Source organism: Streptomyces sp. NPDC018833 (assembly GCF_044390825.1).
In the GTDB taxonomy this organism is placed as follows: Bacteria; Actinomycetota; Actinomycetes; order Streptomycetales; family Streptomycetaceae; genus Streptomyces.
In genome coordinates this window covers 98,118-120,692 of the sequence record NZ_JBIRZM010000017.1, presented here as the reverse complement: position 1 = coordinate 120,692, position 22,575 = coordinate 98,118, and the positions used below count along the sequence as shown (strand labels likewise).

Here is a 22,575-nt window from a genome sequence, read left to right as displayed (position 1 = left end):
AGAAGAATCAACTTGCGGATCGGCCTCCGGCACACGCCCTGAGCTGGTCGATCTGGCACCACCGACAGCAACACCAAGCACGGGCAAGCCACTACAAACAACGAGGCCACAGCCCATAAGGCTTGCGGCCTCGTCACACCATCCGCGATTGCAGTACTGGGTGCCCCAGGTCGTCTCCTTCGGATCTTGCCGATTCGGCCCGTCCCGTCCGGTGAACAGGCGAGCAGGCGCGCGGCTGCGGCTGCGGTCCGTCGAGAGGGGATGCGTTGCGGCATCCCCTCGATGCCCGGCCAGGATCCGGGAGGCGGAGAACAGGAACCGGCGAGTCGCGTCAGCGACTCGCTCTCAGTGGCCGCCGACCTCGGCCCCGGGCTCGTAGTTGGTCAGTACGCAGCCCTCGGCGCTCGCCTTCTCCACGCGGTAGCCGGCCGGGGCGGAGAAGCCAGGCTCGCAGTTCAGGTAGAGGAACTGAAGCTGGTACAGGCCGTTGCGGATGCTCGGGTCATTGGTCTCCACCGCGATGTTCTCGCCGACGAGCAGCCTGCTCGCGGTGGCCTTGAGGCGGTTGTCGTCCTTCAGGTCCTCCTGCTGGGCAGCCTTCGCCCGAGTCTGCAGGAGTTCCATGTCGCTCACCACGTCGAGCCAGTTGAGGTTGTGTGCGCGCTGCGCTCCACCGGGCTCGCCGCAGATCGCCCGGTCCTGGACGCCCCAGTGGCGGTGTTCGCCGGTGATCACCGGCTGGTAGTCGACCGACTCGACGGCGAGGGCGGCGGGGTCGGTCGAGTAGCTGGTGCAGTCGACGGTGTGCGGGTGCACCAACTGCTTCAGCTCGCCCAGGCTCCCCGCGCGCTGCAGGCCGAGGCTTCCCGCGGGGGGCTGGCCCGGCTTCTTGGACTCGCCTTCCGCGGCCGGGTCCTGCGGGGTCTCGAAGTTGGGGCTGCCCTCCCCGTCGTCGCTCGCCACGAAGTCGCTCAGGACGCAGCCCTCGACCAGGCCCTTCTCCCGCTTGTAGCCCTCGGGCACGCGGGCGGTCGGGTTGCAGGTCAGGACGCGCAGGTCCGAGCGGGAGAGCTTGAGCGCGGTCTTGGTCTCGGTAGGCGTGACGGCAAAGTTCTTCCCCACGAGCACGCGGCTGAACAGGCCGTAGTCGGAGTCGCCGGAGGCGATCTTCGCCAGCACGCGCTGCTTGTAGCCCTCCTGGAACGCCTTCATGTCGGAGAACATGTAGAAAATGATCTCGCCGTGTTCGACGCGGTCGCTGCACACCCCGCGCTCGGTCACCGACCACGTGCCGACGGCGGTGAACTCGGTGAGCGGCAGTCGGCTGTCCGTCGGGTCCGTGCTCATCCGCTCGCACGAGGCGTACCGCTGGACGTAGACCTGCGCCTGCTCGAGCGTGTCGGCGCCGCTGTCCGCGGTGGGGCCGGTCACGGCGGTCGTGCGGTCGGCGTCGGCGTCCTCGCAGGCCGTGATCAGGGAGAGGGAAGCAAAGGCGGCGGTCGCAGCGATTATCCGCTTGAGATGCATGGTTCGCTTTCGTCGAGGCGCTTTGACGCCCGGTCAATGGCGTGAACATGCTAGGCGGAGATGATCTTTTGTGAGACCAACCCAGTGCTGCAATTGCGGTTGGTGTGACGAGGTCGCAAGCCTTATGGGCTGTGGCCTCGTTGTTCGTCGTGGCTTGCCCGTGCTTGGTGTTGCTGTCGTCGGTCGCCGGATCGACCAGCTCAGGACGCGTTCGGTGGTGTCACCGACCCAGGCCAGGCGGGTCAGGCGGGTCATCAGGCGTCTGAGCTCGGGAACGCTGATCGGGACGAGCGCTGCTGATCCGTTCCTGCCTTCCCGGCATCGAGCACGGTGGCGCGGGTGACGGTGAGGAAGGCGTGGACGGCCATGACCAGGGCGATGCGCCTGTCCAGTCGTCACCGAGATCGACAGGCCCGGTGGGGCCCACCGCGACGCGCTCACCCGGTGCGCGCGACCGGCCCCGCCGGAGCCACCGGCTGTACTGGCTGCACCGGCTGCGCGGGCTGCACTGGCTGCGCGGGCTGTACTGGCTGCGCGGGCTGTACTGGCTGCGCGGGCTGCACCGGCTGCGCCGGCACGCAATCACCCGGCGTACAGGCGGCCGGGCCACCCGCGCCCTCCCGCCGCGGAGGCGGCTCCGTTCGGTCGGCGTCGGTGAAGCGACGGGCCATGGCGTCGCCGAGCTCGACCGCCGCCCCGTGGCTCTCGATCGGATTCACGCGCATGTCCGGGAACAGGATGTACGTGACGCCCGACGGGGTGCCGCCGCGTGTCGGATGCGGGTCGATGCCGAGCGCCTCGGCGGCGGCGTACGACGCCTCGCCGATCACCCCGGTCGGGCCGGTGTCGCCGACGACGGCGTACACGACGCGGTCCCGGTACACCAGCGCGGCCACAGTTCCGCCCTGGATACCGGAGTCCCGGTAGTCCCAGATGTCGCTCGGACCCGGCACGACGACGAACGGCAGCTTCGCGGCGTTGAGGTGCCTTCCGTTGGACTGCTGAAAAGAGGTGTGCGGCTGGAACCAGCGGTCGGTGGTGCTGTTGCACTTCCGCGTGCGCACCCCGTCGCAGTCGATGTCGAGGTCGGCGGTCCAGTGCACGACCCCGTCCCGTTCACAGACGGGGACGTCGGCGGGTGCGCCGTTGTCCGTGCGGTACTTGCCCTTGGATATCTGCCGGCAGGTGCCGAGGGCGTCCAGCAGGTCATCGGCGGGGACGCTGCCCTCGGCCGGCAGGGCTGCCCGGTGGGCGTCGAGGGCCCGTGGTGACGAAGCCGGGGCGGTCGCGGCGGCGGCGGGCAGGGCCGCCGCCGCGAGAAGGACGGAAGCGGCGGCGGCCGTGAGAGCGGTGCGTGATATATGCACAATGGTCCTTTCTGTCGAAAGGCTCCCTACCCGCGGGCGCGCGAACCGGCTCCGTTTGTCCGCCGGACGGGTTACGCCGCCGTGCCCCGGCCGCCCTCGCGCGTCACGGCACCGGGTGGACCACCATGGCCGAGCCGCCGCCCCGCCGTACCCTCTCCGCCGCGGCCAGCCACCGGCCGTCGGGCAGCCGCTGCACGCCTGTCGCCGCGCCGATCTCCGGGTTCAGCCGGAAGGCGTGGCCGATGCGCTGGAGCTCGCCACGCAGCTCCTGGTCGTTCCACAGGTCCGGTTCCAGCTCTGTCGTCGCTTGGTTGCGCTGGCTGGCGCGCGGCGCGGCGATGGCCTCGACGAGCGGCAGTCCACGGTCAAGATGGCCCGTCAGTGTCTGCAGGACGGTGGTGATGATGGTCGCTCCGCCCGGCGAACCGAGGGCCAGCACGGGACGGTCGTGGTGGTCGAGCACGATCGTGGGTGAGATGGACGAACGCGGCCGCTTGCCCGGGCCGGGCAGATTGGGGTCGTGGACGGCGGGGTCGGCCGGGGCGAAGGAGAAGTCGGTCAGCTCGTTGTTGAGCAGGAAGCCGCGTCCCGGCACGGTGATGCCACTGCCGCCCGTCGACTCGATCGTCAGCGTGTAGGCGACGACGTTGCCCCACTTGTCGGCTGCCGTCAGGTGTGTGGTGTTCTCACCCTCGTACGTGGTCGGTGCGGCCTCGCCGGCCGAGCCGCACGCGGACGGCCGGCGCGGGTCGCCCGGCGCGAGCGGGCTCTTCAGGACCGCGTCGTCCTTGATCAGGCACTCACGCGAGTCGGCGAACCGCTGGGAGAGCAGGCCACGCACGGGGACGTCCTCGAAGGCGGGGTCGCCGACCCAGCGGCCCCGGTCCGCGAACGCGATCCGGCTCGCCTCGATGAAGCGGTGCAGGTACTGCGTCCGGTCGGCCTCGGAGAGGTCGGTGCGTTCCAGGATGTTGAGCGCCTCGCCCACGCTGGTGCCGCCGGAGGACGACGGTGCCATGCCGTACACGTCGAGCCCCCGGTACGACACCTTCGTGGGCGCGCGCCGGATCGTCTCGTACGCCTGAAGGTCGCGCCGGGTCAGGTCGCCGGGGCGCACGATGCGGGTGGCGCCCTCGGCGACGGGCGGCTCCTGCACCGTGCGCACGATGTCGTCGGCGATGGGCCCCCGGTAGAGGGCACCGACACCCTTGCGGCCGAGTTCCTCGTAAGTGCGTGCGAGGTCCGGGTTCTTGAACACCGATCCGACGACCGGCAGTTGGCCGCCGGGAAGGAACAGCTCGGAGCTCGCGGGGAAGTCGGCGAAGCGCGCCTGGTTGGCCGCAGTCTGGGAGCGGAAGGTGGCGTCGATGGTGAATCCGTCCTCGGCCAGCCGCTCGGCGGGACGCAGCAGCTGCTTCAGAGGTTTGCTGCCCCAGGTGTCGAGCGCGGTCCGCCAGGTCGCCGGAGTGCCGGGCGTCCCGACGCCGAGCCCTGACGTCATCCCCTCGGCGAACGGGATGGGTTCGCCGTTCTCCAGGAAGAGGGAGGTGTCGGCGGAGAGCGGCGCGGTCTCGCGGCCGTCGACGGTGTGCACCGTACGGGACTTCGCGTCGTAGTGGACGAAGAAGCCGCCGCCGCCGATGCCCGCCGAGTACGGCTCGGTGACGCCGAGGGCGGCGGCGGTCGCGACGGCCGCGTCCACCGCGTTCCCGCCCTGCCGCAGGACCTCGATGCCGGCGGCCGACGCGTCGGCGTCCACACTCGCGACAGCCCCGCCGTACCCGACCGCGACCGGGGTCTTCGGGGGCGCCCCGGCCGGCGGGGAGTACGTCGGTGGCGCGGCCCCGCCGATGGAGACTACGGCCGCGGCAACGGCCAGTACCGACACATTTCGTGCGACGGAGCGACGCATGCGCTACCTCCCGGGGGCGAACGTCCGCGCAGCGTAACTTCCGCACGGCCCGGACGTCAGGACCGCCTCGGACGGCGTGCGGCGGACACCGCTACCATGCGCGCCCATGACTGACGACGTACGCAACATCGTGCTCGGTGTGGTGGCGGCCGGGATCAGCGCCACCATCGGCTGGCTCGCCCGCACATACCTCTGGCGGCGCCGACTCCGCCGCAAACAGGCCTTCTTCGGTCTCCCCGGCAACGCCGAATGCGCGCTCGTCGTCAACCGCGAGGCGGGGCGCGACGGCTCGGTGCACCGTTTCGACGTGTTCGCGCTGCTGGAGCTGTCGGCCCTCGTCAAGGACTGCGGGGCCCATGCGCAGATCGTCTGGCACGACACGGCCCAGCAGGGCTTCGGTGAGCGCACCGAGTTCTGCGTCGGGGGGCCGGTGTCCAATCGCCGCACGGCGGCGCATCTGAAATCCATGCTCCCGGGAGTCGACATCACCGTGGACGCCGAACCCGGCCCGGATCAGGGCGCGTTCCGGATAGGTTCCGAGCACTATCCCATGGAGCCGGGTACGGCCGAGTACGTGCTGCTGGCCAGGCTGACGACGGGGCAGGAGGCTCGCCCCGTCTTCGTCTTCTGCGGGCAGCGCGCCATCACCAACCAGGCCGCCACCCGCTATCTGGCCCGGCACCACCGGAAGCTGGCGCGTAAGCACGGCAGCGGCACCTTCTGCCTGCTGCTGAAGGTCGTCAACTCCCAGGCGTACGGCCCCGATGTGGTCGAGCTCGTCGCGGATGTCACGCGCGCGGCGCAGGCGGCGCCCCCGGCCGCACGCACGTCCCACCGCGCCTCCGCCTGACGCGGCGGCGGGCGTGCCGCACCGCCGCCCGTGGCCCCGCACGAGGTCGAACTCCGTGCCCGCCGCGCTTGCCGCGCCGAGGAGGGCACGCGCCCGGGCCCGCGCCGCGTCCGTGAAGCGGTCGATACGGCCGGGAGTGAAGGCACGGCTCACCAGCCGCCGCAGCCGCGCGTGATCAGCAGAGGTCTCCCCCGCGAAGCGAGGAGACGGATCCTGAGTGAGCATCATGCGCCGGATGAACGGCAGGTCGGCGGGGTCTGGATCGCGGATCCGCATGGCGCCCAGGTAGGAGGGGAACGTCCGGGCGTCCTTGAGGACACGCACGACGTCGGCGTGCCGGGTGACCGCCCAGAATCCGGGACCGGCCGGCCAGCCCAGGACCTCGTACTCCTCCTGCCAGGCGACGGGGTGGTGGTCGCGCAGCTCCCGGAAGGCCGCGTGCGGAAGTCCGGTGGCGTAGGTCCGCGGGTCGAAGACATCGGGCACCGTCATGCCGCCGATCCTGCCCGTGTCACCGCCGCCGGCACCAGCAGCCGCGCCAGCACCAGCACCAGCACCAGCACCAGCACCAGCACCAGCACCAAGGAGAGCGGCACCCTCGTCGCGTACCTCTGCGACGTGGGCCCGCTCGGCCTCGGCAAGCCGGTCGGCCGCGCGCCGCACACCTGCCACGGCAGGGCCCCGGGCCGGCCGTTCACCGTAGGCCTGGAGGTTCTCCACCGCCTACGCGTCCCGGCCGGCCACCGTCCGGCCGTGTCGTCGACACCGTCGACCCGCTCTCCATCGAGCACAACCCGGCCGGCGCGCAGCTGACCTTCTCCTCTTCCGCAGCCGACCCGCCTTGTCTGTCGGTCCCGCTGCTGGGGGAGTGATCACCGGCTGCCGCCGGACCCTGCACGGGGCAGGGCGCGGGTGGTGCTCCATGAGCTGCTGTCCCCCACTCCCCCGCGTCGACGGACGCGGGAGAACCCGGACAACAGCGTTCGTGGTGCGGCCGGCGCTGCTCACGCCGGCCTGTGTCACCCCCGGCTCACGGGGCGGAACTGCGGCGGCGGGCACCGTCCTGGGGTGCCATGAGAAGGAGGTTTTGACGTCAGCTCGATCAACGGATCGACGGCCATACGCTGCCCTGCCCCTTGTCGCTGTGTCGCGGTCAGCGCAAACTATCCAGCCCGGCAAGGCACTTCACACCCGACACGCATAAATAGGGCATAAGCCGTATAAGTCGAGGATTGATCCACGTAGGGCGAGCGCTCCGAGCGCATCCAACGAGTGTGCGGGAGCGCAGGGAAGGCGGGCAGCCCGGCGGGAGCGCGGGGCGGTCAGGCCTCGGCCGCCTCCGCGTAGACCTGCGAGAGCTCCGGTGCTCCGTTGACCGCCCACTCGAGCCCCGCCTCGACGACGCCGACCTCGCGGCCCGATGCCAGCCGCACCACCGGATGCCCGCCCGGCCAGATGTGCCACGAGGCACCGGGGACCGTCCGCACGATGACCGTGCCCAGATACAGGCCCGCGTCATTGCCCAGCCAGGGCAGCTCCTCCGGGTCGTCCCGCCAGCGCGGCGGCAACTGGTCCAGCGCCGTCAACGAGCCGGGGGAGTCGTCCAGCACCAGCCCCGCCTGCCCTGCTCGGACACGCAGCAGCTCGCACTCGGACAGCAGCTCGGTGACGGCCGCGGCGCGCTCCGGATCGCTCTCCTTGGCGGCGGCCCCTCCCCTGTGCTCCCGATCATCGTCATGGCGCCTGAGCCAGTTGTCCAAGAAAGGGATGTTCATACCGCTCAGCCTCGCATCCCTGCGGCCGGACGCACCACAGGGCGCGCGTCCACAAACACTAGATGTCGAGATCGACAACAACCGGTGCGTGGTCCGACGCGCCCTTGCCCTTGCGCTCCTCCCGGTCCACGTAACCGTCCTTGACCGACTGCGCGAACGGCCCGTTCCCGTAGACCAGGTCGATGCGCATGCCGCGGTTCTTGGGGAAGCACAGCTGGCGGTAGTCCCAGTACGTGAAGGGGTGCTCGTACTTCAGGGGGCGGGGTACGACGTCCGAGAGGCCGCGCTTGCGCAGCGCCTCCAGCGCCGCCCGCTCGGGCGGGGTCACATGGGTCAGGCCCTCGAAGGCGGCCACGTCCCACACGTCGTCGTCGGTGGGCGCGATGTTGAAGTCGCCGAGGACCGCGAAGGGGCGCTCGCCCGCGGCGTCCTCCGTCACGGCCGCCGACAGGGCCTCCAGCCAGCGCAGCTTGTAGCCGTAGTGGTCATGGGCGACCTCGCGGCCGTTCGGCACGTAGACCGACCAGAGGCGGGCGGGGCCACAGGTCGCGGAGATCGCCCGGGGCTCCTGCACGCCCGCATAGTCCGGCGCGCCCGGGAGACCCCTGACGACGTCGTCGATGCCGACCCGGGAGACCAGCGCCACTCCGTTCCACCGGCCCGTCGCGTTGACCGCGGACTCGTAGCCCAGCTCACGCAGGGCCTCTGCGGGGAACTGCTCCTCGGTGCACTTGGTCTCCTGGACGCACAGCACATCGGTGCCGCTGCTCTCCAGCCAGGCCAGCAGGCGCGGCAGCCGGGCGGTGATCGAGTTGACGTTCCACGTGGCGATACGCATGCCGCAAGCCTAACGGCGAGGTGTGACAGTCACCGGCCCGCCCGCTCTCACACCTCCTGCGCCTCGCCCGGGGCCAGCCGGCCGTGGTCGGCCCCGCCGAGCTCGCCGATCTGCCGGTCGTAGATCGGCCGGGCGAGATCGGTCAGCAGCGCGTCGTGGACGTCGATGGCGCGCCGCGGACGTACCTCGCGGACGTAGTCGATGACCTCGGAGATCTTGCTCCAGGGAGCGTGCACCGGGAGCAGCAGCGTGTCGACCGATTGGTCGGGCACGGTGAGCGCGTCACCGGGGTGGAACACCGAACCGTCCACGAGGTAGCCGATGTTCGTGATCCGCGGGATGTCGGGGTGGATGACGGCGTGCAGTTGGCCATGGACCTGGACGTCGAATCCGGCGGCGGAGAAGGAGTCTCCGTGGCCGACGGTGTGGACGCGCCCCGGGAAGGCCGCGGAGATCCGGTCCGCGACGCTGCGCAGGGTCCAGATCGCGGCGGCCGGGTTCGCCTCGAGGGCGGCCCGCAGCCGTCCCTCGTCGAAGTGGTCGGGGTGCTCGTGCGTGACCAGGACGGCGTCGGCGCCGAGCGCCGCGTCCTCCTCCGTGAAGCCGCCGGGGTCGATGACGAGCGTCCGTCCGTCCTTCTCCAGCCGGACGCAGGCATGGGTCTTCTTGACGATCCTCATGCCCCCATCCTGCTATGCGCGGGGCGTCGTCTCCTCCAGGATCACCGCCTGGGCGACCTTGAACGCCGAGTTGGCCGCCGGGACGCCGCAGTAGACGGCGGCGTGCAGGAGGACCTCCTTGATCTCCGCGGGTGTCAGCCCGTTGCGCAGCGCGGCCCGGGTATGGAAGGCGAGTTCGTCGAGGTGGCCGCCGGCGATCAGGGCGGTGAGGGTGACACAGCTGCGGGTGCGTCTGTCGAGGCCCTCACGGGACCACACCTCGCCCCATGCGTAACGGGTGATCAGCTCCTGGAAGTCGCCGGTGAAGTCGTCGGCGGCGGCGGTCGCCCGGTCCACGTGCGCGTCGCCGAGCACCTCCCGACGGATCTTCATCCCCGTGTCGTACGGGTCGGGCCTGCCGTACGACACCGCCATGGGCTGCTCGGGGGCGGCCGGTGCGATCTCGGCGACGGGCGCGACGGGTGCCGAGGTAGCGGGTGCCGCCTGCGGGACCGGGATCGCCGCCAGGGTGTCGTTCCAGGCGGTGTCGAAGTGGTGGGCCAGCAGGTCGGTGACGGCCGCGGGCTGCTCGACGGGCGCCAGGTGGGAGGCACCGGGCACCAGGGCGAGCCGGGCGTCCGGAATCCCGGCGACCAGAGTGCGGGCCTCGGCCGGGCCGGTGACCTGGTCCTCGGAGCCGACCAGGACGAGGGTGGGCACGCCGACCCGGGACAGCTCGGCGCGCACGTCGAAGGCGGCCAGGGCCTCGCAGGCGGCGATGTAGCAGCCGGGGTCGGTGGTGCGGACCATCTGGACCGCCCACTCGACAATGGCGGGCTGGGCGGCGGCGAATCCCCCGGTGAACCAGCGCTCGGGCGCGCTGCGGGCCATCGGGTCGAGACCGTTGGTCCGCACGACCACACCGCGCTGGCGGAACTCGTCGGCGGTGCCGAACCGCGGCGACGCGGCGATCAGCGCCAGGGACGCGACTCGGTGCGGGTGGCGCAGGGCGAGCTCGATGCCGATCGCACCGCCGATGGAGCAGCCCGCGTAACCGAAGCGCTGGACGCCGAGCAGATCGAGAGTGGCCAGCAGCCGTTCGGCGAGTTCGCCGATGGAGCCGGCGGCGTGTGCCGGCGCGCCTCCGTGGCCGGGCAGGTCGAACCGGATCACCCTCCACCGCGCCGACAGCTCGCCGATCTGACGGTCCCACATGTGCCATGTGGTCCCCAGCGAGGGACCCAGGATCAGGACCGGGGCGTCTTCTGGCCCGTCAACGCGGTATTGCAGGGTTTTCGGTGGTGTCTCGCTCACCCGTCAGACCCTCTCATCTCTCACAGGATCTCACGTGGCTGGGGCCAACCTAACGGCTCCTGTTCTTCTCGCTACGACAGGCCCGGCACTGCCGGAAGCCTCGAGGGTCCAGGTACGTGTTCTCCGGCGTTCACGCGTGGCCGTGTCGACAGTGGGTCCTCTGGGCACGCGCCCGCTCCCAGTCCCTGCGACCAAGAGCTTCCTCCCTCGTCACCGCCTCCAGGTGGCTCGGGTTGCAGCATCGCGTGTGGTGGGGCCACCGAGGCTGGGCATGGCTTACCTGGAAGCCTTCCGGAATCTCGCCACCAGCAGCAGGAACACCACACGATGCACCAGGTCCGTCTTCCCCTGGTAGGAGACTGTGCCGTAGCCCGACGGGCCTGCCGGCCGCTGGAGGCAGGGCCGCTGTCCCGCTTCCCCGTGCGGGATGTATCCGCCTGCGACCCGCCGAGCCGTCCGGCCCTCCCACCTGCCTTGTGGCGGACAGCACCACCGTCGTAGGGCGGTTTGCCCTCCGGGTGGGGGGAGGCGCGGCAGAGGTGCATGGTGGTCATATGGGCCGTCGCGCAGGGTGCGATCTGTACGGACAGGCGTCACACGGGGGCGGGTAGCGGCTGGGCCGTCGGGAAGGCGGTGCAAAGCCGGTTGCCTCGGACCCCGCAGGGAATTGATCACGGTAATGGAGTCGATATGGGTATCTGGCGTCCCTAGCATCACGGTCACGATGAACCCGCCGCTGCCGTCACGGATCCCGTGTGCGGAATGTCGATCAGCCCAGAGGCCGCCGCTGAGAGCCGGGAAACGGAGGGGCGTACGTACTACTTCTGCTCAGCAGGCTGCGCAGCCGCCTTCGACGCCGATCCCCACCGGTACACCACCCCATCCGGCGGCCAGGAGTGAGCCCCCGCCCCGCGGAGCCATCAGACGGCGCACGGAGGGCCCCTGGGCAAGCAGGCCAATGCCCGCCCCAAGGCGACCGGGGCGACCAGAACAGGATGTGATGCGCATGCTACAGAGGGTGGATGTCGGCCGGAGGAGCCTGGACGCGTACCGGCCTGCGGTGGGTGATGCGGTGGTGGATGGTCTGCGGGAGTTGGCCGACCCGCTGGGCGGGGTGCGAGTACTGCACGTGAACGCGACCCCGTACGGCGGCGGAGTGGCGGAGATCTTGCGGTCCGAGGTGCCTTTGCTGCGTGACCTGGGCGTGGTGGCCGACTGGATGACGATCTCGGCGGGTGATGACTTCTTCGAGGTGACCAAGGCCATCCACAACGGCCTTCAGGGCGACCCGCGTGGTGTGGGCGAGCGGGAGTGGAAGGCGTACGACACGTCCTCGGCGGATGTCGCCTCTCAGCTGGAGGGCGCGTACGACATTGTGGTGGTGCATGATCCGCAGCCGCTGGCCCTGCCGCACCTGCACGGCAGGGACGGCGCAGTGTGGGTGTGGCGCTGCCACATCGACAGCTCCCAGCCGAACCTGAGCGTATGGGAGCGGCTGCAGCCGCTGCTCGCCGATTTCGACGCCGCCGTGTTCACCCTCGGCAGCTTCGTCCCCCCAGATGTGCCGGTGGGCCGGGTGGAGATCATCCCTCCGGCGATCGATCCCCTCAGCCCCAAGAACATGGACATCGACCACGCCCTGACCACCGGCGTGCTGGAATGGATCGGCGTGGACACCGCCCGTCCACTGCTGGTCCAGGTCTCGCGCTTCGACCCCTGGAAGGACCCCCTCGGCGTCATCGCCGCCTACCGCGGCGTCAAGGCCCGTCTCCCGACCGTGCAACTGGCCCTGGTCGGCTCGATGGCGCTGGACGACCCCGAGGGCTGGAAGGTCTACCAGCAGATCACAGCCGCGGTCGCCGACGACCCCGACATCTCCTTGTTCACCAACCTCACCGGAGTCGGCAACATCGAGGTCAACGCCTTTCAGCGGCATGCCGACGTGGTGATCCAGAAGTCGCTGCGCGAGGGCTTCGGTCTGGTGGTCTCCGAAGCCGTCTGGAAGGGCACCCCGGTGGTCGCCGGGCGGGCGGGCGGCATCCCGCTGCAACTGACCGACGGCGTCGGCGGTCACGTGGTGGACTCCGTCGACGAATGCGCCGAGGCGGTGCTCGGCCTCCTCGCCGACCCGCCGGCGGCGCACCGACTCGCCGCTGCCGGGACCGATCTCGTACACAAGCGCTTCCTGCTGCCCCGCCTGATCGGCGACGAGCTGCGCCTGATCGCCAGCCTGCTGGGCCAACGGCCCGCAGCCCCGGCCGCCCTGACCGCCGCAGCCGGTACCGCCGAGGAGGAACGCGACCCCGTGTGCGGTATGCGCGTCACCGCCACCAGCCCGCACCGGATCCGGCACGCGGACCACACGCACTTCTTCTGCTCCGCATCCTGCGCCCGCCAGTTCGCCGCCGACCCGACGCTGTTCCTGCGCGCCCTCGCCCGTGCCCGGGCCACGCGCCCCGGCCCGGCCGCCGATTGACATCCCACACAGGTGAGATCCATGTCGGAACTGCGCCGCGACCCCTTCACCCTCGCTTGGGTGGTCATCGCCCCCGAACGCGCCGACCGCCCACAGCGCACCATGCCCGCGCTCTCCGCAGCCCCGGCCGTAACCGGCGACGACCCGGACTGCCCCTTCTGCCCCGGCCGAGAGCTGGACACCCCGGATGAAGTGTGGCGCCTCCCCGACGAGCCGGCAGGTGCCTGGGCCGTCCGCGTCGTTCCCAACCGGTATCCGGTCCTCACCCGAGGCGACCAGCCCGCCCACCACCGCACCAACGGGCTCCGCACCTCGGCCGACGGGATCGGCAGCCACGAGGTCGTCATCGAATCCCCCCGCCACAGATGGGACCTGGCCGACGGCGACGACAGCGCCGTCGCCAACGTTCTGCGTGCTTACCGGGCCCGCTCCCTCGCCCTGCGCGGACGCCGCCCCGGCCTGGTCCTGCCCTTCCGTAACCACGGCGCGGCGGCCGGCACCTCCCTGTCCCACCCGCACTCGCAGATCGTGGCCACCCCCATCGTGCCGCTGCGCCACCGCCACCTGTTCCACGTCGCCCGCGGCTACTACGACGACCACGGCCGCTGCCTGTACGTCGATGTCACGGCGGCCGAGCTCGCCGACGGACAACGGGTCGTGGCCTGCAACGACAGCGTCATTGCCCTGGTTCCGTACGCTGCCGGCGCCCCCTACGAGACGTGGATCCTGCCCCGTCACCACCAGGCGTCCTTCGCCGACGCACACGACGACATCCTCGATGACACCGCCGCGGTCCTTCGCCGCCTGCTCGCCGCCCTGCGCGGTCTGCTCGGCGACATCCCCTACAACTACGCGCTCATCAGTGCCCCCAACGGCGAAGAGGGCACCACCTACTTCGCCTGGCACCTGCGGCTGGTTCCCCGCCTGGCCTCCGCCGCTGGATTCGAACTCGGCACCGGCATGGCCGTCAACACCGTCCCGCCCGAACACGCCGCCGCCCAGCTACGCCGGGCGTTGACTGCCCACCCGTGACCCCCCGCTCGGCGGGGTGCGGCCGTTCAAGGCACCAGTTCTTCAGGCACCCCGAACGGCCGGGCCGGTGAGCTCGCCCGGGGTCACCGCTGGCAGGCGGAGGCGTTTGAGGGCGAGGGCGTTGACGGCGACGATGACGCTGGAGCCGGACATCGACAGGGCGGCGATCTCGGGGCGGAGGATCAGGCCGGTGGCGGGTTCGAAGACGCCGGCGGCGATGGGCAGGGCGATGGCGTTGTAGCCGATGGCCCAGCCGAGGTTCTGGCGCATCTTGCGCAGTGTCCCCCGTCCGATGCGCAGGGCGGTGGGGACGTCGAGGGGGTCGGAGCGCATCAGGACGAGGTCGGCGGTTTCGATGGCGACGTCGGTGCCCGCGCCGATGGCGATGCCGAGGTCGGCCTGGGCGAGGGCGGGGGCGTCGTTGACGCCATCGCCGACCATGGCCACTTTACGGCCCTCGCGCTGGAGTTCGGCGATCTTGGCGGCCTTGTCGCCGGGCAGGACTTCGGCGATGACGGTGTCGATACGCAGCTCGGCCGCGATGCGTTCGGCGGTGGCTTGGTTGTCGCCGGTGAGCATGACGACCTCGACGCCGAGCCGGTGCAGCTCCGTGACGGCGGTGGCGGACGTTTCCCTGGGGGCGTCGGCGATGCCGATCAGGGCTGCTGCCCGGCCGTCGATCGCGGCGATGACGGCGGTCCGGCCGGTGGCGGCAAGTTCCTCGCGACGTGCGGCCAGGGGGCCGAGGTCCACGCCTTCGCGTTCGATCAGGCGGCGGTTGCCGACGGCGACGCGGTGGCCGTCCACGACGGCGGTCGCGCCGTGGCCGGGCACGTTCTCGAAGTGCCGGGCCTGCGCCGCGGCTGCTCCGCGTGCCTCGGCGTAGCGGACGACGGCCTGCGCGAGGGGGTGCTCGGATTCCCGCTCGACCGCCGCGACCAGCCGCAGAACCTCGTCCTGGTCGCTCCCGGGGATGGTGATCACGTCGGTGACCTCCGGTTCGCCCTTGGTGAGGGTGCCGGTCTTGTCCATGACGACCGTCCGGATGCCGGCGGACGCCTCCAGCGCCATGGCGTTCTTGAACAGCACGCCTCGGCGGGCGCCCAGGCCGGTGCCGACCATGATCGCGGTGGGGGTGGCCAGGCCGAGTGCGTCGGGGCAGGTGATGACGACGACGGTGATGGCGAAGAGCATGGCCGCGCTGAAGGGCCGGTCGGTGGCCAGCAGCCAGACAGCCAGGGTGAGGGCGCCGCCGATGAGGGCGACGAAGACCAGCCAGAACGCCGCGCGGTCCGCGAGCCGCTGGCCGGGGGCTTTGGAGTTCTGTGCCTCCTGGACGAGCTTGACGATCTGCGCCAGTGCCGTGTCCGCGCCGACCCTGGTGGCCCGTACGCGCAGGGTGCCGTTGGCGTTGACGGTGGCGCCGACCACCGGTGAGCCGGGCGCCTTGTGGACCGGGAGGCTCTCGCCGGTGACCGTCGACTCGTCGACCTCGCTCTCGCCCTCTTCGACGATGCCGTCGGCTGCGATCTTCGCCCCGGGCCGGATGAGCATCAGGTCGCCGACGACGACCTCGGCGGTGGGTACCTCGACCGGCTGCCCGTCGCGCACGACGACGGCTTGGGGTGGTGCGAGGTCGAGCAGGGTGCGGATGGCGTCGTTGGCGCCGCCGCGGGCGCGCATCTCGAACCAGTGGCCGAGCAGGACGAAGGAGGCGAGGACGGTGGCGGCCTCGTAGAAGACGTCCCCGCCCCCGGTGAGGGTGACGATGAGCGAGTACAGCCAGCCGGCGCCGACGGCGACCGCGACCAGCACCATCATGTCCAGGGTCCGGGCGCGCAGGGCCCGTACGGCGCCGTCGAAGAAGATCGTGCACGAGTAGAAGATCACCGGCAGGCTCAGCAGCAGCGCCCACACCTCCTGGCGCAGGCCGAATGGCACCGGTACGTCCAGCCCGAACACGTCCTCGCCGATCGGCGACCAGATCACGATGGGGATCGAGAACAGCACCGCGACCAGGAAGCGATTTCGCATGTCCGCGACCATCGCCGCCATCGACATCCCGCCGTGGCCGCCGTGGCCCATCACCTCGTGCGGCGACCGCACCGCTTCGGCGGCCGCCGGCGCCGGCACACCGGCCGGGTGGACGTGGGTTCCCGGGTGCACCTGTTCCGCAGCCGGTGCCGGGGAGGTGTGGGCCGCACGCCCGGGCGGATCGGGCTCCGCCATCGGATCGCAGATGTGGGACGGCACGGACTGGCCGGCGCAGTGGTAGCCGCACTCGGTCACCCACCCTCGCAGCTCTGCCACCGAAGTGCGGCGAGGGTCGAAAACGACCGTGGCCGACTGCGCGACCGGATTGACCTCGACCTCCAGTACGCCCGGCCTGCGGCCCAGCACCGCCGTGACCGTCTGCTGCTGGGAGGCCCAGTTCAGACCGCGCACGTCCAGTACCGCCGTGCTGCGCTCCTTGCCCGCAGCCGCGCCCGCGGCCTCGGCCGCCGCGTGGTGCATGTGCCCGTGGTCGTCCGCGAAGTGGGGCATGGTCATCCCTCCTTCGAAGGGCGGTGCCGAGGGCCTGGCGGCCGTCGTTGCAGGCGCGGCGGCCCTGTGAGCACTGCCAGGATCCGGCCCGCCTGGACGACGGCCGCCGCCAGCACGCCGCCGCCGGCCAGGACCAGAATTGCCGCGCTCGGCCCGGAAGGGGCGTGCAGGCCCTGGTACAGGACACCCGAGGCGCCCACGGCGATGACGGTCAGGGCCCAGAACCACTGTCGCGCGCGTCGCACGGCTGTGGCGGTCATCAGTGGCCCTTCGGGTTGGCGATCCACACCTGGACGGTGATCGCGGCGAGCGCGAGGAGCAGCACGGCGGCGGCAGCGAGGGCGCCCTTGCGCTCCTGCCAGCGGCGCTTGGGGCCTCGGTCGAGGAAGGGCACGAGGAAGATCAGGCCGAAGACGCCCGCGATGACGTACGCGATGGAGGCGACTCCGAACCACTGTTCCAGGGGGAAGAACCACCAGAACATCCACGGGGGCCGGGTGATCTCGATGCCGTCGACCGGGGTCGGGCCGATCACCGGCGGTACCAGGACACCGAGGAGGGACAGCAGGCCGAGCAGGACCAGGCCGAAGGCGGCCACCCGCTTGAGGTGGGCGGTGAACGGCTCGGGCGACTCCACCTCAGGCACCGTGATCTCCGGATGCGGGGAGATCTTGTGCCGCTTGATCAGCAGGGCGTGCCACACGAACAGCAGCAGAATCAGGCCAGGGATGATCACCACATGTGCGTTGTACAGGCGCAGCAGGATGGGGATCCGGTCGGTGAACTCTTCGGTGAACCAGATGCCGGCGCCGCCGAGGAGTTCGGCCACGTCCAGGTTGTGGATCAGGGCCTCGTACCCTTCCTGGTCCCACTTCAGGACGGTGCCGGTGAACACCGCCAGGAAGGTGAGGAGGAACATCGACGCTCCGATGAGCCAGTTGCCCTCACGTGGCTTCTTGTACGAGGCGTGGAAGAACACGCGCAGCAGGTGCAGCAGTGCGAGGACGAACATGGCCTGCGCCGCCCAGTAGTGCAGTCCGCGGGCGAAGCCGCCGAGCCATACGCCGGTGACCAGGTCGCGCACTGACTGGTTGGCGTCCTCCGGGATCGGCGCGTAGAACTGTGCGAGGTAGATCCCGGTGACCAGCAGGATCACGAACGCCACTGCGGTGACGCCGCCCAGGCTCCATGCCAGGTTGTTCGCGTGCTCCGGCACCGGATACGTCAGCGCTTTGATGCCCATGCGCTCGTCGACGACATCGACGGCGCGGTGGAACCACCCGCGGCGAGCCGGGGTCGTGGAGGCCGGTCGGGTCGGCGGGGTCGCGTCCTCGGTCATCGTCCTCTGCCCTCTTCTTCGGCCGAGCGGCGCTCAAGCTCGTGGATGCTGTGGCGGGGCCGTAGCCGCACCGACAGCCACGCACCGCCGACGACGGCGGCGCAGGCCAAGGCCACCAGCGCCGCGTCTCCTCCGTCCGTGATGCCACGCTCGGGCCGAAACTCGTCGAGCACCACGCTCGTTCCCGTCTCGGTACCCGTGGCGAACCTTCCGCCCTGCGGGGCGGAGGCGAGTTTGCCGCCCACCGATTCCAGCAGAAGCCGGCGGGTCTCACGCGCTGCGGCCTCGTCCTCACCCGTCCGTTCGACGACCTCCAGGGCTCGGCGGACCAGCGCCAGGTCGACGCCCTCCTTGTGGGGTGCCTGGAGGGCGTCCTCGATACGCTCGGCCACGTGGGCCTCGCCGGCCTCGTTGGCGATCAGAGCGATGGCCTGTTCCACCAGCACGGCGGCCTCGTCACTCTCGCCCATGTCCGCGCGGGCGGTGCCCGGCATCACAAGCATCAGCAGAGCCAGCGCGGCGAGGCCGGACGCCACAGAAGGAGTGCGGGCGCGGAGCGCCCTGGCCCTACGGCCCCTCAGTTTCCTGCGCATGACCGTCGCCTCCATGCCTGGTCGTCCCGCGCGGCTTGGCCCGGTACAGCCGAGTGTCGAGCGGTGCAGGGCGCCGTGCGCCTCCTGACCCGCCGTGGCGGGAACCCTTCACCCATCTGCTCCGCGGCCACAAGCGGGGAGGTCGGGTGTAGAGCCGGGAGAGGGCGGTGGAAGGGGGCGAGCCACTCGCCCGTTCGCTGCCTTCGAACGGCGCGATCGCCGTGTGCGTGCCTACGCTGGCACCGCAGACCCGTCACGACGGGCGGGGCTCTGTCGTGACCGGCCAAGACCGCGATGCGGGCCCCGTCTTGCCCCGCTGCCGAAATCCAGACGGACCGTGCGGCCGTGGACCGGGCCGCTGACCCTTCATCGAGCCAGGAGTGTCACCACCATGAACGCAACCCGCCCGCTGCGCCGCCGTACGGCGCTGACCGTCACGGCCGCGGCGGCCGCCCTGGCGCTGACTGCCTGCGGAGACAACGGGGGCAACGGCGGGACGCCGGCCGCTCCCACGGCCACGGCCACGTCGGCGGAAGCGGCAACGGGCCAGCACAACCAGGCTGACGTGACGTTCGCGCAAGGCATGATCCCGCACCACCGCCAGGCGGTCGCCATGTCCGCCATGGCCGCAAGCCACGGAGCCTCCGACGAGGTCAAGAAGCTGGCCGAGAACATCAAGAAGGCCCAGGACCCTGAAATCGAGACCATGGCCGGCTGGCTGAAGTCCTGGGGCGAGAAGGTCCCCCAGGGCATGACCATGGACGAGGATATGGGGCACGACATGGACGGCTCGCCCATGCCCGGGATGATGGACGATCAGCGGATGGACGACCTCGACAAGATGTCCGGCAAAGCCTTCGACACCATGTTCCTGACCATGATGATCGAGCACCACAAGGGCGCGATCGCCATGGCCGAGACAGAGAAGAAGGACGGGGCCTACGAGCCCGCCAAACAGCTCGCCGACCAGATCATCACCACCCAGAAGGCCGAGATCACCCAGATGGAGACCATGCTCGGCAAGAGCTGAGCCACACTCCGCAACTGCCGCTCAGGTCACGGTGAGGGTGCCCTTCATGTTCGGGTGGATGCTGCAGAGGTACGCGTAGCTGCCCGGCTCGAGCGGTGCGGTGAACGTGCCCGTCGCCCCGCCGTTGATCGTGCCGGTATCGAAGAGCTTGTCCTCGGCGGCGGTCAGGGTGTGGGGGGCCGAGTCGCGGTTCACCACGCTGATCCGGGCTCCGGGCCGGATCTTGAGATCCGCCGGGCGGAAGGCGAAGTTCTCGATCACGATCGTCGTCACACTGGGGGCTGCACTGGTCGCCGTGGACTCGGCGGTTGGGGAGGCGGGCGCGTTGCCCTTCCCGCTGTTGGAGCAGCCCATCAGGGCGAACAGCGCCAAGGCGCTGCACAGGGCAAGGGTGGTGCGGCCGGGGTGCGCGTGGGCACGTGGCATGCGGGGGCCTTTCGGGCGGACCGGTGGCATGGTCGAAGTCAGGTTCGCCGGGGCCGGTGGCGGGCGCCAGCACCGCACGGCCATCCGCTGCGCAGGCTCACCTGAATGACCGCAGGCACGTCTCGGGTGGGGCCGGCGGCTGTCAGTCTTCGCGCCAGCCGAGCTTGATGAGCAAGTTCTTGGCCTCTTCGGCGACTTCGGTGTCGGCGACCACGTCGTAGCGGGCGGCCACGATCTGGCTCCGGGAAGCGAAATCGCGCCGCCCGCCGGTGACCGCGTGGCCGACGAACCCGAACAGCGCGCCGAACGCCGCGCCGTAGACGAGGCCGCTGAGCATGAGGACCAGGACGTGGTGCTGGCCTGCCGCGAACACCGACAGCAGCAGGCCGATCAGCAGCCCGAACCAGGCGCCGGAGCCGGCCCCGGCCAGGGCGGCCCGGCCGCGGGTGAGGCGGCCGAGGACGGTCTCGACCATGCGCAGGTCGGAGCCGACGATCGCGGTGCGTTCCACCGGGAACTTGCTGTCGGAGAGGAAGTCGACCGCGTGCTGGGCGCCGTTGTAGGTCGGGTACGAGCCGACGACCGGTCGGTCGACTGCTGCCTGCGGCGGGTGCTGGGTCATCGAAGATCCCTTTCGTCATGGGGCAGGCCGCGCCCGTACCGCATCCGGTGCAGCGGCAGGGGCGGCGGGCGGCGGGCGGGTGCATGGTGGTGCGGAAGAGCAGGGCTGCGGCGAGGGTGAGCCCGGTCAGCCAGGCCAGGGCGGTCAGCAGGGCGCCGGTTTCGTCGAAGGTGGGGGTGACGGCGGCCTCGATCAGGACGCGGGTGGCGCCGTAGCCGGGCAGGCCATGGGCCCATCCGGGCGGGGTGGGGCGGAGCATGGGGCTCTGTTCGATGCCGAGGTCGATGAAGGGCAACAGGATGGCGACGAGGATCCCGCCGACCTTGCCGAACACCGGGCCGAGCAGGACGCCGATCAGCGCGTAGGTGAGTGCTATCAGGACGCTCGCGGCGATGTACAGGCCCTGGGGCGGTGCGGTGGAGGGTGCGGGCCAGGTGCGGGGCGTCCCTCTGGTGGCGCCTCTTGAGAAGCAGCGCGCACCATGCGGCGGTCATCCCCTGGACGGTGATCAGGAGCCAGACGAGGAGGACACCGGGCATCATGGCTGTCGCCTCCTGCCGGGGTGGCGAGGCCGTGGGGGGCGCTCGGTGCGGGCGAGCACCACGAGCAGCAGGGCGATCCCGGCGAGGATGGCGATCAGGATCGCCGCCTGGAGGGCCACGGACATGTCGGTCATCGCCTCCTCCCTGGCCGGTCTGGCGTGTGGGCCGTGGGCGGCGGAACCGGCCCGTGCGCCTTGTCATGCGGGTGGAGGCGGTCGTGGCGGTGGGGTCGCCTGGGCCAGAAAGCGGGGGTGCGGGCGGCGTAGGCCGTCCACTCCTCGCCGAACCGGGAGGCGACCTCGCGCTCCTCACTGCGGGCCAGCCTCATGTACACGTACAGCAGGACCGGGAACATGATCAGGGTGGGGATGGTGGGCCACTGCAGCAGGAACCCGATCATGACGAGCAGGAAGCCGTCGTACTGCGGGTGGCGCACCCAGGCGTACAGGCCGCTGGTGGCGAGGCGGTCGTGCTGCGCGGCTTCGTGCAGGACCTTCCATGCGGCGGCGATCAGCCAGAATCCGGCGCCGATGGCGACGTAGCTGGCCAGGTGGAAGGGGCTCAGGTGCGGGTCGCCGGACCAGCCGGTCAGGTCGTTCCACAGGTGTCCGCCGGCGTGGGTGTCCTTCAGCAGCGGGAACTGGTTGCCGAGCCAGCTGCCCAGCAGGTAGATCGTCAGCGGGGTGCCGTACATCTCGGTGAACAGCGCCACGAGGAAGGCGCTGTAGGCGCCCATCGCCCGCCAGTCCCGTTTCGTCCTCGGGTGGAAGAAGCTCGCGGCGAACAGGATGAACAGCGCGGTGTTGAGCACCACCAGGGGCCACAGGCCGTATGCGGCGTCAGACATCACGTCCTCCTCGTGGCTTCTCGGTCGGCGGCCGGCCGGCGCCTGCCGTGGGCGATGCCGCTCATCCGCTGCTGATAGGCGGCGTGGTCGATCCGGCCGTGCAGGCGCAGGCCGACACACCACCGCTCAGCGTCTTCCAGGGCCGCCCGCTTCCCCTTAAGGCGTGCCAGCGGCGGGCAGCGGCTCTCGTTGGTGGTGATCAGGCGCGCGATGTCGTAGGCCATGGCGGCCAGGATCAGCGTGCCGATCAGGACGGCTATCAGGGCGCTCATGACGCCTACCTCGTCCCCGGTTGCCGGCAGGTCAGGGCCGGCCGGATCCGGGGTGGTGGTGGTCGTGCTTGTGCAGCGGATCACGGTCGTCCATGGGCGGCTGGTCCTCGCCCTGGCCGCCGTGCATGCCGCGCATCATGAAGAACATCATCAGCGGGCAGGCGGCGACGATGGCCAGGAGGGCGAGCGTGCCCAGGGGCACGCCGAGTGCCAGCGCACCGACGAAGGCGATGGCGAGCGCGACCGCGTACAGACCGTAGTTCTTGTTGTTGTTCATAACGGCGCCTTCTTCCCGAGACAGGGTCCCCGGCGGGCGGCCCGCGGGCCAGGGGTCAATGCTTGGTGAGTGGACCGGAGGCGTGCAGCGCATCCATGCGCCGCTGGTACTCCTCCTCGTCGATCTCGCCGCGGACGAAACGCTCGGCGAGCAGCTGCTCCGGCGCCGGTCCGGCAGGGTCATGAGGCTGCTCGGTCGCGCGGCCCAGGGCCCTGAAGAGCAGGACAGCGGCGGTGATGACCAGGGCCCAGAACGCGATCATGCCAGCCGACATCGCGAACCAGCCCCAGCCGCTCACGTCGTGGTCGAACCAGAACATCATCACGATCACAT

At 70.8% G+C, this 22,575-nt stretch carries 23 protein-coding genes and 2 pseudogenes; 6 read left to right on the top strand and 19 right to left on the bottom strand.

The window, feature by feature from the left end; translation table 11 throughout:
* Nucleotides 1-345: 345 nt before the first annotated feature.
* From ACH5AF_RS28655 to ggt, 3 genes are all read right to left on the bottom strand, one after another.
* Entirely contained in the window at nucleotides 346-1,527 is a 1,182-nt protein-coding gene (locus ACH5AF_RS28655) for a hypothetical protein (RefSeq protein ID WP_398905509.1), read from the bottom strand.
* Between the two features lie 437 nt (nucleotides 1,528-1,964).
* A complete protein-coding gene (locus ACH5AF_RS28650) occupies nucleotides 1,965-2,894 on the bottom strand; it encodes a glycoside hydrolase family 75 protein (protein WP_398905507.1) in 930 nt (309 codons plus the stop codon).
* A 103-nt stretch (nucleotides 2,895-2,997) separates the two neighbouring features.
* Nucleotides 2,998-4,806 (bottom strand): gamma-glutamyltransferase, encoded by a 1,809-nt coding sequence (ggt, locus tag ACH5AF_RS28645; protein ID WP_398905506.1) that lies wholly within the window; start codon nucleotides 4,804-4,806, stop codon nucleotides 2,998-3,000.
* Between the two features lie 106 nt (nucleotides 4,807-4,912).
* Between ggt and ACH5AF_RS28640 the strand changes: the two genes are divergently transcribed.
* Entirely contained in the window at nucleotides 4,913-5,656 is a 744-nt protein-coding gene (locus ACH5AF_RS28640) for a hypothetical protein (protein WP_398905504.1), read from the top strand.
* A 45-nt stretch (nucleotides 5,657-5,701) separates the two neighbouring features.
* Here the strand turns inward: ACH5AF_RS28640 and ACH5AF_RS28635 are convergent.
* A pseudogene (locus ACH5AF_RS28635) lies at nucleotides 5,702-6,148 on the bottom strand (cytochrome P450); the annotation flags it as partial.
* Nucleotides 6,149-6,205: 57 nt separating this feature from the next.
* Between ACH5AF_RS28635 and ACH5AF_RS28630 the strand changes: the two are divergent.
* A pseudogene (locus ACH5AF_RS28630) lies at nucleotides 6,206-6,528 on the top strand (acyl esterase); the annotation flags it as partial.
* A gap of 450 nt (nucleotides 6,529-6,978) precedes the next feature.
* On the opposite strand, the gene ACH5AF_RS28625 reads toward ACH5AF_RS28630, so the two are convergent.
* Genes ACH5AF_RS28625 through pcaC form a run of 4 tightly spaced genes read right to left on the bottom strand, consistent with a single transcriptional unit; the run spans nucleotide 6,979 to nucleotide 10,242 of the window.
* Nucleotides 6,979-7,431: a DUF6278 family protein gene (locus tag ACH5AF_RS28625; RefSeq protein ID WP_398905503.1), complete on the bottom strand. Its 453-nt coding sequence runs from the start codon at nucleotides 7,429-7,431 to the stop codon at nucleotides 6,979-6,981.
* A gap of 58 nt (nucleotides 7,432-7,489) precedes the next feature.
* A complete protein-coding gene (locus tag ACH5AF_RS28620; RefSeq protein ID WP_398905501.1) occupies nucleotides 7,490-8,269 on the bottom strand; it encodes an exodeoxyribonuclease III in 780 nt (259 codons plus the stop codon).
* A gap of 47 nt (nucleotides 8,270-8,316) precedes the next feature.
* Complete coding sequence (locus ACH5AF_RS28615; protein ID WP_398905500.1) at nucleotides 8,317-8,949, bottom strand: MBL fold metallo-hydrolase; 633 nt, start codon at nucleotides 8,947-8,949, stop codon at nucleotides 8,317-8,319.
* Between the two features lie 12 nt (nucleotides 8,950-8,961).
* Entirely contained in the window at nucleotides 8,962-10,242 is a 1,281-nt protein-coding gene (pcaC, locus tag ACH5AF_RS28610) for a 4-carboxymuconolactone decarboxylase (RefSeq protein ID WP_398905498.1), read from the bottom strand.
* Between the two features lie 753 nt (nucleotides 10,243-10,995).
* Here pcaC and ACH5AF_RS28605 point away from each other — a divergent pair.
* From ACH5AF_RS28605 to galT, 3 genes are all read left to right on the top strand, one after another.
* Nucleotides 10,996-11,142: a YHS domain-containing protein gene (locus ACH5AF_RS28605; protein WP_398905496.1), complete on the top strand. Its 147-nt coding sequence runs from the start codon at nucleotides 10,996-10,998 to the stop codon at nucleotides 11,140-11,142.
* A gap of 106 nt (nucleotides 11,143-11,248) precedes the next feature.
* Nucleotides 11,249-12,718 (top strand): glycosyltransferase, encoded by a 1,470-nt coding sequence (locus ACH5AF_RS28600; RefSeq protein WP_398905494.1) that lies wholly within the window; start codon nucleotides 11,249-11,251, stop codon nucleotides 12,716-12,718.
* 21 nt (nucleotides 12,719-12,739) lie between these two features.
* The gene (galT, locus tag ACH5AF_RS28595; protein WP_398905493.1) at nucleotides 12,740-13,750 is read left to right on the top strand and encodes a galactose-1-phosphate uridylyltransferase; all 1,011 of its coding nucleotides are present in this window, start codon (nucleotides 12,740-12,742) and stop codon (nucleotides 13,748-13,750) included.
* Nucleotides 13,751-13,792: 42 nt separating this feature from the next.
* Here the strand turns inward: galT and ACH5AF_RS28590 are convergent, their stop codons facing one another.
* The 4 genes from ACH5AF_RS28590 to ACH5AF_RS28575 are packed head-to-tail and all read right to left on the bottom strand — an operon-like array spanning nucleotide 13,793 to nucleotide 18,226.
* Entirely contained in the window at nucleotides 13,793-16,294 is a 2,502-nt protein-coding gene (locus ACH5AF_RS28590; protein ID WP_398905492.1) for a heavy metal translocating P-type ATPase, read from the bottom strand.
* Between the two features lie 2 nt (nucleotides 16,295-16,296).
* On the bottom strand, nucleotides 16,297-16,554 hold the full coding sequence (locus tag ACH5AF_RS28585) for a hypothetical protein (RefSeq protein ID WP_398905491.1): 258 nt from the start codon (nucleotides 16,552-16,554) through the stop codon (nucleotides 16,297-16,299).
* Entirely contained in the window at nucleotides 16,554-17,633 is a 1,080-nt protein-coding gene (locus ACH5AF_RS28580; protein ID WP_398905490.1) for a cytochrome b N-terminal domain-containing protein, read from the bottom strand. The genes ACH5AF_RS28585 and ACH5AF_RS28580 overlap by 1 nt, the downstream gene beginning before the upstream one ends.
* Nucleotides 17,630-18,226, bottom strand: a complete 597-nt coding sequence (locus tag ACH5AF_RS28575) for a hypothetical protein (RefSeq protein ID WP_398905489.1) — start codon at nucleotides 18,224-18,226, stop codon at nucleotides 17,630-17,632. The genes ACH5AF_RS28580 and ACH5AF_RS28575 overlap by 4 nt, the downstream gene beginning before the upstream one ends.
* 391 nt (nucleotides 18,227-18,617) lie before the next feature.
* Here ACH5AF_RS28575 and ACH5AF_RS28570 point away from each other — a divergent pair, with 391 nt between their 5' ends.
* On the top strand, nucleotides 18,618-19,256 hold the full coding sequence (locus ACH5AF_RS28570; protein WP_398905487.1) for a DUF305 domain-containing protein: 639 nt from the start codon (nucleotides 18,618-18,620) through the stop codon (nucleotides 19,254-19,256).
* A 21-nt stretch (nucleotides 19,257-19,277) separates the two neighbouring features.
* Here ACH5AF_RS28570 and ACH5AF_RS28565 read toward each other — a convergent pair whose 3' ends face one another.
* The 7 genes from ACH5AF_RS28565 to ACH5AF_RS28535 all read right to left on the bottom strand — a co-directional run bounded on the left by ACH5AF_RS28565 (nucleotide 19,278) and on the right by ACH5AF_RS28535 (nucleotide 22,564).
* The gene (locus tag ACH5AF_RS28565) at nucleotides 19,278-19,682 is read right to left on the bottom strand and encodes a cupredoxin domain-containing protein (RefSeq protein WP_398905486.1); all 405 of its coding nucleotides are present in this window, start codon (nucleotides 19,680-19,682) and stop codon (nucleotides 19,278-19,280) included.
* 142 nt (nucleotides 19,683-19,824) lie between these two features.
* Nucleotides 19,825-20,304 (bottom strand): general stress protein, encoded by a 480-nt coding sequence (locus ACH5AF_RS28560; RefSeq protein ID WP_398905485.1) that lies wholly within the window; start codon nucleotides 20,302-20,304, stop codon nucleotides 19,825-19,827.
* Between the two features lie 538 nt (nucleotides 20,305-20,842).
* Nucleotides 20,843-20,980 (bottom strand): hypothetical protein, encoded by a 138-nt coding sequence (locus ACH5AF_RS28555; protein WP_398905484.1) that lies wholly within the window; start codon nucleotides 20,978-20,980, stop codon nucleotides 20,843-20,845.
* Entirely contained in the window at nucleotides 20,977-21,693 is a 717-nt protein-coding gene (locus ACH5AF_RS28550) for a methyltransferase family protein (RefSeq protein ID WP_398905482.1), read from the bottom strand. Before ACH5AF_RS28550 ends, ACH5AF_RS28555 begins: the two co-directional genes overlap by 4 nt.
* The gene (locus tag ACH5AF_RS28545; protein ID WP_398905480.1) at nucleotides 21,693-21,965 is read right to left on the bottom strand and encodes a hypothetical protein; all 273 of its coding nucleotides are present in this window, start codon (nucleotides 21,963-21,965) and stop codon (nucleotides 21,693-21,695) included. Before ACH5AF_RS28545 ends, ACH5AF_RS28550 begins: the two co-directional genes overlap by 1 nt.
* Nucleotides 21,966-21,996: 31 nt before the next feature.
* A complete protein-coding gene (locus ACH5AF_RS28540; protein ID WP_398905478.1) occupies nucleotides 21,997-22,242 on the bottom strand; it encodes a DUF2933 domain-containing protein in 246 nt (81 codons plus the stop codon).
* Nucleotides 22,243-22,297: 55 nt separating this feature from the next.
* Nucleotides 22,298-22,564 (bottom strand): SHOCT domain-containing protein, encoded by a 267-nt coding sequence (locus ACH5AF_RS28535; protein WP_398905604.1) that lies wholly within the window; start codon nucleotides 22,562-22,564, stop codon nucleotides 22,298-22,300.
* Nucleotides 22,565-22,575 lie beyond the last annotated feature (11 nt).

Excerpts from the sequence above, each read along its gene's own strand:
- ACH5AF_RS28575 (WP_398905489.1), bottom strand. The coding sequence starts at position 18,226 with ATGCGCAGGAAACTGAGGGGCCGTAGGGCCAGGGCGCTCCGCGCCCGC.
- ACH5AF_RS28570 (WP_398905487.1), top strand. The coding sequence starts at position 18,618 with ATGAACGCAACCCGCCCGCTGCGCCGCCGTACGGCGCTGACCGTCACG.
- ACH5AF_RS28625 (WP_398905503.1), bottom strand. The coding sequence starts at position 7,431 with ATGAACATCCCTTTCTTGGACAACTGGCTCAGGCGCCATGACGATGAT.
- ACH5AF_RS28535 (WP_398905604.1), bottom strand. The coding sequence starts at position 22,564 with ATGATGTTCTGGTTCGACCACGACGTGAGCGGCTGGGGCTGGTTCGCG.
- ggt (WP_398905506.1), bottom strand. The coding sequence starts at position 4,806 with ATGCGTCGCTCCGTCGCACGAAATGTGTCGGTACTGGCCGTTGCCGCG.
- ACH5AF_RS28545 (WP_398905480.1), bottom strand. The coding sequence starts at position 21,965 with ATGAGCGCCCTGATAGCCGTCCTGATCGGCACGCTGATCCTGGCCGCC.
- ACH5AF_RS28585 (WP_398905491.1), bottom strand. The coding sequence starts at position 16,554 with ATGACCGCCACAGCCGTGCGACGCGCGCGACAGTGGTTCTGGGCCCTG.
- ACH5AF_RS28600 (WP_398905494.1), top strand. The coding sequence starts at position 11,249 with ATGCTACAGAGGGTGGATGTCGGCCGGAGGAGCCTGGACGCGTACCGG.
- ACH5AF_RS28565 (WP_398905486.1), bottom strand. The coding sequence starts at position 19,682 with ATGCCACGTGCCCACGCGCACCCCGGCCGCACCACCCTTGCCCTGTGC.
- ACH5AF_RS28655 (WP_398905509.1), bottom strand. The coding sequence starts at position 1,527 with ATGCATCTCAAGCGGATAATCGCTGCGACCGCCGCCTTTGCTTCCCTC.
- ACH5AF_RS28560 (WP_398905485.1), bottom strand. The coding sequence starts at position 20,304 with ATGACCCAGCACCCGCCGCAGGCAGCAGTCGACCGACCGGTCGTCGGC.
- ACH5AF_RS28640 (WP_398905504.1), top strand. The coding sequence starts at position 4,913 with ATGACTGACGACGTACGCAACATCGTGCTCGGTGTGGTGGCGGCCGGG.
- ACH5AF_RS28540 (WP_398905478.1), bottom strand. The coding sequence starts at position 22,242 with ATGAACAACAACAAGAACTACGGTCTGTACGCGGTCGCGCTCGCCATC.
- ACH5AF_RS28620 (WP_398905501.1), bottom strand. The coding sequence starts at position 8,269 with ATGCGTATCGCCACGTGGAACGTCAACTCGATCACCGCCCGGCTGCCG.
- ACH5AF_RS28555 (WP_398905484.1), bottom strand. The coding sequence starts at position 20,980 with ATGACCGACATGTCCGTGGCCCTCCAGGCGGCGATCCTGATCGCCATC.
- galT (WP_398905493.1), top strand. The coding sequence starts at position 12,740 with ATGTCGGAACTGCGCCGCGACCCCTTCACCCTCGCTTGGGTGGTCATC.
- ACH5AF_RS28580 (WP_398905490.1), bottom strand. The coding sequence starts at position 17,633 with ATGACCGAGGACGCGACCCCGCCGACCCGACCGGCCTCCACGACCCCG.
- ACH5AF_RS28615 (WP_398905500.1), bottom strand. The coding sequence starts at position 8,949 with ATGAGGATCGTCAAGAAGACCCATGCCTGCGTCCGGCTGGAGAAGGAC.
- ACH5AF_RS28550 (WP_398905482.1), bottom strand. The coding sequence starts at position 21,693 with ATGTCTGACGCCGCATACGGCCTGTGGCCCCTGGTGGTGCTCAACACC.
- ACH5AF_RS28590 (WP_398905492.1), bottom strand. The coding sequence starts at position 16,294 with ATGCCCCACTTCGCGGACGACCACGGGCACATGCACCACGCGGCGGCC.